This is a genomic window from Trichocoleus sp. Lan, from assembly GCF_039961855.1.
Classification (GTDB): domain Bacteria; phylum Cyanobacteriota; class Cyanobacteriia; order Cyanobacteriales; family FACHB-T130; genus FACHB-T130.
In genome coordinates, this window is record NZ_JAMPKA010000043.1 from 23994 (window position 1) to 38312 (window position 14319).

A 14319-nucleotide genomic window follows, 5' to 3' on the forward strand; every position below is an offset into this window, starting at 1 on the left:
TTTGAGACTTTGGAATTTTAGCCCAGATGAATTCCGAGAGGCAGATTCGTTTGTGTAGCTCCAAGTTGTAATGTGTGAGCTACAGCAAGTTTCGCAAGAAGTTTAGTTTTTAAGGGTAGCTAAATTCAACTTCCCTGGCTGTTACTGTTGTGCCTACTGCTTCTGGCGCACCGACTACTAAATTCATCTCGTCGCAGTAAACAGTTAGTAAAGGCTGACCTAAGTTTAACTGGGAAAAAGGGCTTTCTGCTGGGATTTCTAGCTTGCCACTCATTGCCTTTAGTTGAGATTCAAGCTGACTTTTGAAGAAAAGCAAATCGTAATTTTGGCTACTAAACGCAGTTCCGATTAATGGCTGTCGCCACCATGTAGAGATGGGCAATAGGGCGTCTGTGTAGCTGAGACTGCATAGTAACCGATCGCCTTGACGGACGGTGACACCAGCGCGATCGCCTTTTTCCCAGGTAAACTCAGCAAGTTCCTTCGGTAAACCCCAGATTCTTCTCCCACCAGCAACAGAATCGGCATTATCTACATAGATGTGGGACACCCAACCGCCGAACTTGTCTTCATATTTGACCATCGCTGGGATAACAATTAACTCGCTATACTCCAACACGGAACCCGATCCGTAGTAGGAAAGATAAACCCCGCCTAGGGTTTTTCCTGGAAAAACTGAGACGATTTCTAACTCTGGAGGGATGAAGGGACGCGATCGCTCAACATCTATCAAGTGCAGGGTTTGTAGCGCGTAACCCTGGAGTGTCCAAGGTGCTTGTGGATATGACATTTTCAACTCCTACAATCATATTCATTTTTATTAAGACTTTTTCCTAAACAAATAAACATCATCACGTTGATAGGTTAATTGAAATCCTGGGGTATTTTTTAGTTGATTTGCCAGCTTGGCAGCGAACTCTTGGCTACCAGTCCCGCCAGCACCGCCTGGATAACGTACATTGAGCAATATATACTCAAAAGGAGATAGATCGGCAGGGAGCGGACTCAGATCGTCCACTAATTTGATCGTCTGGCGGTGAGTTAAATGAGGTGCAATCCGATTGGTGGTTAACACACCGCCTTTCGTTTGAACTTGAGCGATCGCTTCTCGCGCTGCTTGCCAAGTATCAACAGAATTTTGATATTTCGACCAAAAATAACCATACTTTGTTAATGCTAAGAAAGCTACTAGCGACCACACAATGATTGCCCGTTTGTTTCGCAGCCAAATTCGATTGGCAACAAGACTGGAAATGACAACTAGCATCAGAAAAGGCAGAATTGGCAAAGAATATTGGTGGAGTAAATCCCGTTGGTGTGGTTTGTCGGAAAGAATGTTTAACACCAAAGCAGGAATTGCACTGACTAGAGGTGTCATGTGGCGGGGAGCAAGTCCCCAAATTACCGGCAAAACCAACAGTGCCAGATATTCGAGTGTCTTGAATGAAAAAATTCTTCCCAATATCAACCCAGGCTTAAACAGGAGATTTCTAGCAATATCTAGAACCGAGTTACCGAGATAGCTGTAACGTGAAACGGCTGCTACTTCGCTACCGCTGAAAGATGGAATAATTAGCTGAGTTGCAATTAGGAACCAAGCGATACCAGCACAAAGGGCAAATGCACCATGTAAACGCCGCTTCTCAAACAGCAGCAACCAAATCCCCATTGCTGTGACAGTAAGGGATAAAACAGCTTTACACCCCAAAATAAAAATAATACTGACACAAAACCAGCCAATTCGATTTTGTCTAGCACACCATACCGCTGCTAAAAATGCGGGAACCGCCATCACTTCTGGATGGAATTCAAATAAATTTGCATTAAAAATCAGCGGGTAAAGCAAGTAGACTGCTGATATTGTGATTGCTTGCGATTCTTTCAACCCCGCTTGACGCGCTAGGTGCCACATTGGTAAAACACCTAAAGACAAAGCGATGGCTTGTACTACTAACAACCAATGAACATTGGGATAAATTTTGTACAGGAAAGACAATAGATAAACCGCCCAAGCAGCATGGTTTCCCATGTGATGAAAGCCTAGAATCGAAGAAATTGGCGGCTGTCCTTGACTCATTAAATAAACCACTTGGTCATAAATTCCCAAGTCATAAGCCCCCGATTGAAACATGGAGTGTCGTAGACTACTACACGCGAATAATATTACGGCACTTGCGCCAATCATCAATGACAGGACACTCGGCTTAATTCGTTTTTCTTTCATAAGATGTTTTTCCCGCAGAGAACGCAGAGAATTAGCGATTGCTGGTTACTTTACGTCCTAATCTAAACCCAACCTAAAAGTGAAAAGCTGAATTTTTTGACATTTTAAATAGAAAGAATATCCTTAGTTAGACGCTAAATCTTTTGACACTTTAAATAAAAAGAATATCCTTCATCAGGAGATTCACTCAGTCCAACTGCATCAATCAGTTCTAGGCGACTAAATCTTCCCGTTCTTAAACTAAAAGGCATCGGGGAGACAGCCTTTTTATCTACGACTTTAAATCCAAATTTTTCTATGTCGTTAATTAATTCTTCTGGACAGTATTCGATTTTATGTTCTGGATGAACAAAACCCATTCTAACTTGTAAACGAGTAAGTTTTCGATTGGGAGTATCTAGACAAAAATAGCCTCCCGGTTTTAGGACCCGATGAACCTCCATATATACTTTTTCCGCTTCGTTTTCCGTAATGTGTTCAATACTCTGTCCTGACCAAACGAGATCAATTATTTCATTTTCAAAATTAGATAAATCCGTCATGGATTGATAATAATAAGTTACTTTAGTGCCTTGAGGCGTTGTTACTTCATTTGTAGGTAGGATAGCGGAACCGAACATTCTTTGTTCAGGAGGCAAATCAATAATGTGGACTCGATCGGGAATAGAAGGATATCCCATCGCTAGTAAGCTTCCTTCTATGAGATGACCAGCAGCACCCCCAAGATCCAATATGACCTTAGCAGGAGGAAGGTGTTCTCGGACAAGGGTTAAACGCGCTAAATGGTGGGAAAGAATTCCATTCGTTTTGAATAACTTTCTTTCAGTTTCAGCAGGAATCATCAAAAATGAAAAGACTAATGATGTCCGTGTTATTTCACCGGAATCTAGCTTTTTTAAATAAAAGTGAACTTCTTCATCTAAAGGAGGTGAATTAATCAAATATTTATAAAGGTTAATTATATAGTTTTCATTATTTACTTTGATTTTGGTTAGCTGATAGAAGGAATTAACCGTTAAAAAAGTTGAAATTAAAAGTAAGTCGAAGGGATAAAATATTACATACCTAAAAACTTTAAACGCTAGAAGCTTTTTGTTTCGTAATGAGTTTTCCATATTTTGAATCAAATATTAATCGAAAATAATTTAGAATGAAAATTAGAGATATATAGCAACTTTATTTGAGTTGTACGCCAATATTCGCCTTAATAGAGACGCGATTAATCGCATCTCTACAGAAGATCGCAAATTTTCAGGATTGCTATATAAAGCCATCGGATTAGTTTATTGTGAATTTAGCATACTGGTCGCGGTTATTGTAAAACTTGGTTTAGTGAAAGTTGATTTGATTTTGATAGTGCAAAAATCACAGCATTTTAGGGAAATTTAATAGCTGGACGATCGCATTTGTAAGGGCGAAGATTTCACCCCTCCTTTTGCCTTTTGGTTTTTTCTTATCCTGCCCAAAGGTGTTGGGCAAATCGAATGGATAGAGGGACAAGTAAGACGGTAAAAAAGCCGATTGTGGCATATCCCCAACGCGGGTGGCGGGAAAGTAATAAACCAAGCGCGATCGCAAGTGACACAATGCCGTAAGCAATCCGCCCAATCGACCAAGTTCCTCCGGAGGACAAAATTAACCCCAAGCCGCAAAAGCCATAAAATACGGTCACTAAACTGAGTTGATTCCGGAAGTGCCATAACAAGTAGCCACCCCCTACTAACGAAACCGTATTAATCAACGGATCGCCTGCTTGTAACCACAAAATTAACCATAAAACACAAAAGCCGTATCCAACTTTAACCGAACCTAATTTTTGACGGAATCGCCACAGCAAATAGGCACAGCCGACAAGGATTAAAAACAGTAGCGGATGCCAAGGATCTTTAATCCCGCCATACTTCCAATTCGCTGTACCAATCGAAATTTGCATCAGCATTTTCCACCAACCCTGCCAATCGAAACCAACTGAAGGTCGCCATCCTCGCTGTGCTTGAATAAACGCGAAAGGGTCTGCAAATCGAATCCAGCAATACAAACTAAATAGAAGCAACCCTCCCGCAGTCGCTAGACTGGCAACGTAGGCGATGAGAGGTCTGCGTTCTTTCCACGCTGCAATCAGAAAGGCGGGGATGAGGGTAATTCCGGTGGGACGGGTGGCAGTTGCTAATGCACCACACAGGGATAACCAGGCATATTGGCGTTTATCAAAGGCTCGTAAAGCCGCAGTGCTGAAGAATAAAAATAGCCCTTCCGTGTAAATTACCGTTCCAAAGAGGGAAAACGGACACCAAGCTAATACGGCACTTGCCCACCGTGCAGCACTTCTACCATGACGTTCTTCGACCCAAAAGTATACAAGGGCGATCGCTCCTAATAATGCCAAATTATTTACGAGCGTGCCTGCGACTTCAAACGGCAAGCCGAGGGTCATCACTCCCCGGATGAGTAAAGGGAAAACGGGGAAAAAGGCAACGTTATGTCCTTGTCCGTCATTCGCGTATTCGTAACCAGAGACAGCGATCGCTCGATAATGAATGCTATCCCAGCCCTCAAAAACTCCCCAGCCAGATGTAGGCATTATGTTTGAGGGACTTGGAAGTGCAGGCGCGATCGCCATCATTGCGATCGCAATGATGAGTCGGCTGCTTAGCCACATTGCCGTTGCGAAGACGAACCCATTCGCCCATATCTCCTTTTTTTCAACAGCAGTGGTTTCCACAGTTGCAGCGTATTTTTGCATAGATGCCCCACTCAGTTGATCTTCCCAATCCTATTGATTAACACTCATCCAGCCCACCTATTGAGGGCTTATGGTCAGTAATAATACCCCGATCTTTATCAATCCGCTCAGATGAGATGTTAAGGATGAACCCCAAGCAATTTATAGTGGAATTGCCCCTGAATCCTTAAATGATTGTGAAAGCGATTACTCTCCTTGGCTCCACTGGCTCTATCGGGACTCAGACGCTAGATATTGTGGCTCAAAACCCGGAAAAGTTCAGAATCGTGGGGTTGGCAGCAGGACGCAACGTGCCAATGCTTGCCGCACAGATTCGGCAGTTCCGACCGGAAATTGTCGCTATCTGTCAAGAAGACAAATTGTCTGAACTGAAAGAAGCGATCGCAGACCTCGACCCCCAACCAATCTTGTTAAGTGGGGAAACTGGGGTCGTTGAAGTCGCCCGCTACGGCAATGCAGAAACGGTCGTCACCGGAATTGTTGGCTGTGCGGGGTTATTGCCGACCATTGCCGCGATTGAAGCCGGGAAAGATATTGCTTTGGCGAATAAGGAAACTTTGATTGCGGGTGCCCCTGTGGTGCTGCCGCTAGTAGAGAAACACGGCGTGAAGCTGTTGCCAGCGGACTCTGAGCATTCTGCAATTTTTCAGTGTCTCCAAGGCGTCCCCAAAGGCAGCTTGCGACGGATTCTGCTCACGGCTTCTGGTGGTTCTTTCCGCGATTTGCCGGTCGAGAAATTAGCCTCAGTCACGGTTGCAGACGCCCTGAAGCATCCCAATTGGTCGATGGGTCGCAAAATCACCATTGACTCCGCTACGTTGATGAATAAGGGGCTGGAAGTGATTGAGGCGCACTTCCTCTTTGGCATGGATTACGATGGCATCGAGATTGTCATCCATCCCCAAAGCATTATTCACTCCCTGATTGAGTTGCAAGATACGTCAGTCTTAGCTCAGTTGGGTTGGCCTGATATGCGTTTGCCGCTACTCTATGCGTTATCCTGGCCTGAGCGAATTTATACCGACTGGGAACCGCTAGATTTGGTGAAAGCGGGGAATCTTACTTTCAAGGAACCCGACCACGAGAAGTATCCCTGTATGCAATTGGCGTATGCAGCGGGTCGTGCCGGGGGTTCAATGCCTGCGGTCTTGAATGCAGCGAACGAACAGGCAGTGGCGCTATTTTTAGAAGAAAAAATTCAATTTTTAGATATTCCCCGTTGCATCGAATCAGTTTGCGATCGCTTTACTTCCCAAAATCGCTCAACTCCTACTCTCGATGACATCATTGCCGCCGACCAATGGGCAAGACAGGAAGCACTTGAGGTGAGTCAGCAGCTGCACAAAGGTAGTAGTGCCGCCGTCGTGCGTTAGGGAATTTTTTAGTCTTCCTTTAATAACTCAGCAACTCATTTTCTACCCCGAACGAAGAATTTTGTAGTATCTTCCCAGACTCCTCGCTCGTTTGTTAGTTTATCAATTTCTGCTCTGTACTCAACTTGGAACTGCTCTAATTGTTCCGGTGATAGTTTTGCCAGCAGCGGACTGCCTTTCAAAGTTAAATTCATTCCCTTCCAGGATAATTCCTCATCTCTTAGATGGCGATACCGTCCAGAAGGCTCAATTTTGATTTGGATATCTCTAAAACCTGCCTGTTGTAGCAAATTCCGACACTTTTCTGGAGTACCGAGTGTTTCGAGGATGTGTGGCAGCGATATGCCCAACACTCTAGTGCAGATAGTCCTGTAAACATCTCCCAGATAAGCTGTTTCAGGAGGACACGTAAATGCTACAAATCCTCCTGTTTTCAGGAAACGATACCACTTTTGCAAAATAGCAGGAATATCAGTAAAAAGTACAATTGCCTCACAGCAAAAGATAGCATCAAAGCAACCATCATTAAAAGTGATGGATTCTGCATCTGCCTCAGTTAACTCGATGTTTTCTAAGGAAGCTGCTTCAACTTTAAGTCTGGCTTGATGGAGCATTCCCGGAGACATATCTATGCCAATGACATAGCCTTCCGAACCCACTTTCTGAGCGGCAGGAATCGCTACTAAACCCGTTCCAGTAGCAACATCAAGGATTTTATCCCCCATCTGAATGGGAACAGATTCAAGTAGGAGCTTAGCTTCAAGTGGATGGCGTGTCCCTTGCTCGAAATCGTAGGCAGTTCTACTATTGTAAAATTCAATTACCTGTTGCTTGTAAGTATTCATAATTAAATGAGTTGGTAATTTATGCGAGTATATGCATTCTTATTTAATTTGTGATTTTTTTTTAGGAACCGCGTTAGCCTTCGTCCTTACAGCCAAAAAAGACTGCTATATGATAACAAGACTAAGCAAGATTTGTTAGCACAAATGTTAACTTAGAGGATACCAGCTCTGTAATAATTGAATCATGGGAAAAGCCGGTCAAGCACTGAGACAGGTATTAGAGTTCTTACGACATCAGCCAAAGCTTACTGGCTAATGCATTGGGTGTTGAATATCCGATTGTCTTCAATTGGTTTCACGAACACACAGATCCTACTGCCCAGACGGTTACTGAGATTGTCCAAGCCTTACATCAAATCAATCCGTCTGCTGCAACAGACTTTGTGCAAAACTATCTAGGCAATTTGACACAAACTTTTCACAGAACCTCAACTCATGAGTTGCCGCAATCAGATCGGGTCAATGTTTCTGCCTTATCTCAAATTCTTAAAGAAACCACTAACTCATATAAATACCTGTTTTTTCTGTCTCTACTAGACATTATTGAAAGGAGCAAACTTAATGTTTTATCGCCGGTCAGCTTTCGAGAAATAATTATAGAAATGCTGGCTAATGCTTGGTATCCACACAATTACTTTAAACTTTCTTTTGGAAGTCAAGATCAGATTCCTAATAAATTAGATTCTCTTAACCTATTAATCGCTGAACCCACTATAAAGGATACTAAAAATAAGTATAAAGGTAAGCTTAAAGATAACTTAATAAAGTCTCTTAAAGCTGAAAATCTTGATGACATTATTGGTTCTATAAGCAGATATGCCCCATTCCGTCTTCTCCGCCCTTTTTTTGATCAAGAGACTAACGGTTTACTCGATGCCAAAATTAATCAAAAGGTATTTGACCTTGCTAATCATAAATTTAAATTAGTAAAACCTATTTATCGGTTTAATTCAGAACAACTCAATAAGTGTGCATCTATCATCTTACATCAAGATTGGGTAGCATATATTGCTGAAAATTATTCAATCGTTAGAGGTTGGGCGTCTTGGGAATGGCTGGAATATATGCAAAAAAGAAATCCTAATGTTCCTAGTATTGTTAACAAGATTTTTATGCCCAATGAAAGAGGCAGCTTAAAAAATCAAAAGGAATATTGGGGGAAAGTATTAGGCTTGAATTCTGTTAATTGTATTTATTCAGGACTACCTTTAAGTATAGGTAATTTTGACCTTGATCATTATTTGCCCTGGTCATTTGTAACTCACGATCAACTTTGGAATCTAATTCCCGTTATTCCAGAAGCTAATTTAGCAAAATCGAATAATTTACCAGATCAGCAGTATTTTAATGATTTTGTTGCTATTCAATATCTGGGATTAGATACTTTTGATAAAAACTTTAGTAAAAAAGATAAAAAAAGTTTAGTAAAATTGTAGAATCATTCATTAGCGACTTAAAAGTTTATCCAGAAGATTCGTTAAGCATAGAAAAACTAAAAAATGCTTATCAGGCAACAGTTCAGCCATTAATAAGTTTAGGTACAAAACAAGGATTTTCTCCAAATTGGATTTATAAACAAAGAGGGTAGAATTTTAATTAAAATCCAATATTTCAGGAAAGCACTCAGGGTCGGATCGGAAATATTCGTATTCTGAAGTGTATAATAACAAAAAAGCCGTATGACTTTTTGATTTGTTATACGACTTTTTTATTGTTGTACAAAAGAATGTAAAAGGAGAATAGTTAGCTGAACTGATAAGGCTTGAACACCTTGATTTTGTGTGCTAGTTCAGCGGAAGCTCAAAAATAGTTAATTAAACTGAGGATCTTTCCTTGATTAAATCGTGTTCAGACCGAGAGAATAAAAACCTGAACTGGTAAATCTCTCATCAGACGGCTAGTTTGGGACACAAGCCAAGGATTCACACCTCCTACAGAATACTAAGAAAGTACGATCGCCCAAAAAGTCAAAGTCAGCCTGAGCCTAAAAGTAGTCAGCAACTTTCCTCCAATCTGGACGCACCCATTCAACAATACGCATCACCTCCTTGAATGCGGATAGTGATAGTCCTGGTCCAAGCTGCTCAAAGGTAGGTGAACAGCTAGCCAAGATATGTACAAATTCGTCCAGATTTTGTGAACGTATTTCCAGAGCTTCTCCCCGTTCGGTTCTGGAATAGGGTGAAGTGGGTTGTGAGTAATGGGTGCGATCATAAGCACTGGTTAGCTGAGAAGGGGATAATCTCGCTTCTAAACAAAACAGCGATAGGTTACGATCCATGACCTGCATTTGCAGCGTCATTGGAGGAGAGGGACGCCCTCCGCCTCTAGATTGAGTAGACCTTCAGGCGTCTTCGGCAATTGGGACATTGATGATAAGGTAGCTCTTACCCAGCATTTCCCCATTAGAATTGCTCTAGTATTTTCTACTCGTTGGTTACAATATCGTCGCAAAGATGTCTGTCTTGTTCCCTAATAGTAGGGTTATTTTTTAAGTAATCATGCAGCCAGTTGCAACCTCGCGCCAGTAGTTGATATAAATCTAAATTTTCGACAGGGAGCAACCGGATAGTACCATCTTGCCCAAGTATAAAGAGCTTCTGACTATCTGAACTAAAACTCATAGTGATAGCCTGATACCCTCTAAATTCGGAAAGTTGCTGCCCTGAAAGGCTCCATAATCGTACAGTGCCATCTTTGTCAACTGTACCGATTTGCTTACCATCAGGACTGAAATTTATACGATCTACACTACCCTGATGTCCCCTATATTCTACAAGCTGCTCTCCCGCGAAGCTCCATAACTGAGCGGTTCCATCCCCTCCAGCTGTAGCGATTTGTCTGCCATCGGGACTAACACTCACATCCCAGACAACACCCTTATGTCCTCTAAATTCTGCAAGCTGCTCTCCTGAGAGTTTCCATAACCGGACAGTACCATCTCTTCCGGCCGTAACGATTTGCCTGCCATTGGGACTAAATCGCACGCTCCAAACGGTACCCTTATGTCCTCTAAATTCCGTAAGCTGCTCTCCTGCAAGGTTCCATAATCGAGCAGTGCCATCCCCTGATGCTGTAGCAATTCGCTGCACATCTGGGCTGAAACTCACCCTAAAAACTATTGCCTGATGTCCTCTGAATTCGGCAAGCTGCTTACCTGAGAGATTCCACAATCGGGCAGTATAGTCTTCTGAAGTTGTAGCTACTAACTTGCCGTCAGAGCTAAAGCTCACGTCTCTCACTGGGTTCTGATGCCCTCTAAATTCGACAAGTTGCTGTCCTGACAAGCTCCAAAGTTGGGCAATTGTATCCTCACTGCTCGCTGTGGCGATTTGCTTACCATCAGGACTGAGGCTCACGCACAAAGCGTTATCTTGATATACTTTGAATTCTGTAAGCTGCTGCCCTGTCACGTTCCACAATCGGACAGTCCCCTCCCCGCTAGCTGTGGCAACTTGTCTACCATCGGGACTGAAAGCCACGCCAAACACTCGACCTTGATGCCCTTTAAACTCAGCCAGCTGCCGTCCGCTCAGATTCCACAATCGGGCAGTCCCATCTTTTGAAGCCGTTAAAATCTGCTTGCCATTGGGGCTAAAACTTACATCAAACACGCTTCCTAGATGCGCTTTGAATTCAGTATTGTGTTCTCCGCTCAAGTGCCACAGCCGGACAACACCATCATTTCCAACAATTGCAATTTGCTTGCTATCTGGACTGAAATCTATCTGTTCAACGATCACAGCGAATCGAGTTCTGAATTTTGCTTGTGCAAGTAGGAGCGTAAAATTACTCCTACCTTGACGGGCAATCTGTATGGCAACGCTGGTATCTGCCTTACCCTTCAGCAACTCTCTCGCCTCTCCTGCCTCTCTTGGTGTCATATCCTTAGTTAAGTGACCATCAATGGCCAGAATGCGATCACCTGCCTCTATACCTGCTTCCTGAGCCGGTGAATTTTCCAATGTTGTTACTACTATCAAAGCTTTAGTCTCTCTGTCCCAATTCGTGCAGACACCAATGCCAGAATATTCCTCGTAAGTTGACGTTGTTGCCCAGAATTGCTCTAGTTCCTCTCCAGAAAGTTTCCACAAGCGAACAGTGCTGTTTCTTTCAGCGGTGGCAACTTTACTACCATCGGGACTAAAAATCACACTCCAAACAACACCCTGATGTCCTCTAAATTCTGCAAGCTGCTGTCCTGAGAGATCCCATAACCGGGCAGTACTGTCTGCTCCAGCGGTAGCAATTTGCTGACCATCCGGACTGAAACAGACATCGCAAATCGGAGTTTGATGCGCCCTAAACTCTCCAAGCTGCTGTCCTGAAAGGTTCCAAAGCCAAACTTTACCATCTCTACCAGCTGTTGCAACTTGTTGACCGTTAGGGCTAAAGCTCACACGAAAAAACTCTTCCTGAGGTGAGGAAAACTCAGCAAGCTTCTGTCCTGAAAGATCCCATAACCGAGCAATGCCATCTACTCCAATCGTGACAATCTTTCGACCATCTGGACTGAAACTAACTCTCCAAACAACCTCGTGCTCTACTTTGATCTGGTTCCGTTCTCGAATATTGTCGAGAATAGTACGCAAAGCAGCTAAAGGACTGATAGTCGGATATTTTTCTAGCGGACGTCCATCCTTCACCAAAACTTGCAAATCCTTCCCACTGCGGACGGCTGACAGTAATGCGTCTAACTGAGAATACTCAAACTGCTGCAAAGCATGTGTCCCTTCCGTCTCTAATCTGGAGGCTTCCTTGGCTTCTTCAAGCATTTGTTCAGCTTTCTTTTTCGCCTCTGCTAAAATCTGCTGAGCCTGCTCAACCAGTTTTAGAGCCTCCTCCGTTTGCTTGCGCTGAGCCTCCGCTTGCTGGCGTTGCTTTCTCTCTTTTTGCAGTTCAGCAATTAACTCTTTTAATCTCGGTTCCTGCTGCTGGCGGATAAACGCTGCTAAATAGTCATGCACCAGTTGATAGCGATCGGCTGGCAGTTCCGGCAATAGCAACACCAAGCCAGAATCCACAAAAATTTTTAACACTAAATCCAATCTGCTAGCTTCTAATCTGCTAGCTTCTGCCATAAAATCTGCTGTTAATGTTTGCAATTCCCGTTCTAATTCAGCAGATGTCTTCAGGGGACGAGTCCCTTTTTCATCCGTGAGCAAATACAGCACCAACTCAGCAGCTTCTTCGTTCTCATCCCCGCAGTCTTTCACCACTTCTGCCAGATAGCGCTTGACCAGTTCTTCCTTTCGACCGCACACCTGATACTCGGCTAGCTTGGTGATGTTCTCTGCCTGCAACTGTGCCCCCACGATTTGCAACTCAATCGGGCGCACTTCCCCCTCATTACTTGCTAAATCCCGCACCAGTTGCTCGATCAACGCAGGTTCTAAGTGAAAATGAAAATAAGTTCGCTCGGTTAAACGCTCGACGATTGCTTTCGCATCCTCAACTGAAAAGTTGCCCAACCCATAGCGGACATTCCGTGTCAAAATATCATTACCAATCATCTTCATGCTGTCCAGGCGCTCGCACTCCAGCAAATAGTGCAAGTAATCCTCCCGCAACGATAGGATTACCTTCACTGGCAAAATGTTGAGGCACTCTCCCAGAAATTCAAAAAATCGCCGCCTTTCGCCAGTAGTGGGATAGACAAAGAAGAATTCTTCAAATTGGTCAAAAATCAGTACCGTCCGCAGATGGCGCGATTCACCTTGTTGTAGCTGTTCCAAGATAGCTGCTTCCGAATCGAGGGGAGTGGGTAAATCGATTCCCTTCTCTAAGAGAGCCTCTGCCAATAATTTCCCTAATTCCCCAACCCAGCTCGTGTAAACTCGCATCGGTACAGGTAAAACATCAGACGTGCCGATCGCTTTCTGTTTCAAAGCTGGCACTAGCCCCCCATTCACGAGGGAACTTTTACCCACCCCAGACTGCCCGTGAATGACGATTAGCTTATAGCTAGGCTCGCCTATCCGCCGAACTAAACGCTCCACATCCAACTGCCGACCGGAAGCAGTAATCTCTGGGGCAATATTTTCCTGACTTGCCAGCTGCGTCAGTGCAGATTTTGCCTGTCTTTGCGGCTGTATGCGCCCTGCACCAACAAACGCCCGAAACCCATACTGCTGCTCAATCGATTGCCGCTCTAGCTTGAGATCAAAGGCTTTGAGATATTCCTTTTGCTCAAAATAGAGTTTCTGCAAATGGAACAGGATATCAAGATATAGCTGGGTATCATGTTCAGGACTACCGACTCTTTTCGCTGCTTCTAAATTACGGATAGCCTCTTGAGGTTGGTCTAGATGTTGCTGAGCTTGCCCCAGAATAAACCGATATCGACTTAGGTCGGAGGAGATCACAGATTTATCGGGTAGCTTATAGACAGCGCCTGAACGATTCGCTGATTGAAGGCTAGGAACAGCCGATAAAACGTCTAATGCCTTCTGAGCAAACTCTTTTGCCTCAGTCCAACGTTTTTTCGCTAGAGCTACTTCAGCTAAAAAGCCATAATCCTGAGCCAGTTCAATTGGTCTGTTTTCAGTTTGATGCAGTTGCAAAGCTTTCTGAGCAAGAGTCTGCAACTGCTCCCAGTCTTGTAACCGTCGCAGAACTTTACCAAAGCTCAGAATCGAATTAGCAACTAAATCTGGACGTTGAGCTTGTTCAAAAACTTCAAGAGATTGCCGAAGATAATGCCGAGTTGCTTGCCAATCCGGGTGATTTATTTCTCGATGCCGAAATGCTTTCAGGTAATAGCAGAAGGCTATATCACCTAGGAGTTGCCCCTGTCGCTGTAAATTGTTACCCTGCTGCCAAAGTTCTAACCCTTGTTGATAATGCTCTAGAGCGATATCTAAATTTCCATTGGCATAGACATAATCCACAAATTCAGTAAGCCCTAGTAAGGACTCTATATTTGCTCTGAGTTCTAGGTCTAATCCCTGCTTACGGCTTTGTAAATCCTGACAAGCTAGTTTGATCTCCCGATAAGCTGATAAAGTAGCGGTTAAATTTCCCTCAAAGAATCGCTCGGCTGTTTCCTTTAGAAAGTCTACTAATTCATGAGTGGTGAGCGTAAAGTCCGTCGTTGTTGCCCAACTCTCGAAATCAGGAGCTAGCTGAAGTAGT

The 14319-nt window shown here is 43.6% G+C and carries 8 protein-coding genes; 2 read left to right on the forward strand and 6 right to left on the reverse strand.

Features of this window, described 5'->3' with window-relative positions; genetic code table 11:
• Window positions 1–109: 109 nt before the first annotated feature.
• The 4 genes from NDA03_RS25715 to NDA03_RS25730 form a co-directional block, all read right to left on the reverse strand.
• Window positions 110–790, reverse strand: a complete 681-nt coding sequence (locus NDA03_RS25715) for an acetoacetate decarboxylase family protein (RefSeq protein ID WP_190440412.1) — start codon at window positions 788–790, stop codon at window positions 110–112.
• 30 nt (window positions 791–820) lie between these two features.
• On the reverse strand, window positions 821–2224 hold the full coding sequence (locus NDA03_RS25720; protein ID WP_190440410.1) for a DUF2079 domain-containing protein: 1404 nt from the start codon (window positions 2222–2224) through the stop codon (window positions 821–823).
• 134 nt (window positions 2225–2358) lie between these two features.
• Window positions 2359–3339, reverse strand: coding sequence for a methyltransferase domain-containing protein (locus NDA03_RS25725; protein WP_348239536.1), 981 nt, complete (start codon window positions 3337–3339; stop codon window positions 2359–2361).
• A 338-nt stretch (window positions 3340–3677) separates the two neighbouring features.
• Window positions 3678–4967 carry a mannosyltransferase family protein gene (locus tag NDA03_RS25730; RefSeq protein WP_348239537.1) on the reverse strand — a complete coding sequence of 430 codons (1290 nt, stop codon included), beginning with the start codon at window positions 4965–4967 and terminating at the stop codon, window positions 3678–3680.
• 176 nt (window positions 4968–5143) lie between these two features.
• Between NDA03_RS25730 and dxr the strand changes: the two genes are divergently transcribed.
• The gene (gene dxr / locus NDA03_RS25735) at window positions 5144–6340 is read left to right on the forward strand and encodes a 1-deoxy-D-xylulose-5-phosphate reductoisomerase (RefSeq protein WP_348239542.1); all 1197 of its coding nucleotides are present in this window, start codon (window positions 5144–5146) and stop codon (window positions 6338–6340) included.
• 35 nt (window positions 6341–6375) lie between these two features.
• Here the strand turns inward: dxr and NDA03_RS25740 are convergent, their stop codons facing one another.
• Window positions 6376–7185 (reverse strand): methyltransferase domain-containing protein, encoded by an 810-nt coding sequence (locus NDA03_RS25740; RefSeq protein WP_348239538.1) that lies wholly within the window; start codon window positions 7183–7185, stop codon window positions 6376–6378.
• A gap of 260 nt (window positions 7186–7445) precedes the next feature.
• Here NDA03_RS25740 and NDA03_RS25745 point away from each other — a divergent pair, with 260 nt between their 5' ends.
• Window positions 7446–8621 (forward strand): HNH endonuclease domain-containing protein, encoded by a 1176-nt coding sequence (locus NDA03_RS25745; RefSeq protein ID WP_348239539.1) that lies wholly within the window; start codon window positions 7446–7448, stop codon window positions 8619–8621.
• A gap of 990 nt (window positions 8622–9611) precedes the next feature.
• Here NDA03_RS25745 and NDA03_RS25750 read toward each other — a convergent pair.
• A partial coding sequence (locus tag NDA03_RS25750; protein WP_348239540.1) for a PDZ domain-containing protein occupies window positions 9612–14319 on the reverse strand: 4708 nt, incomplete at its 5' end.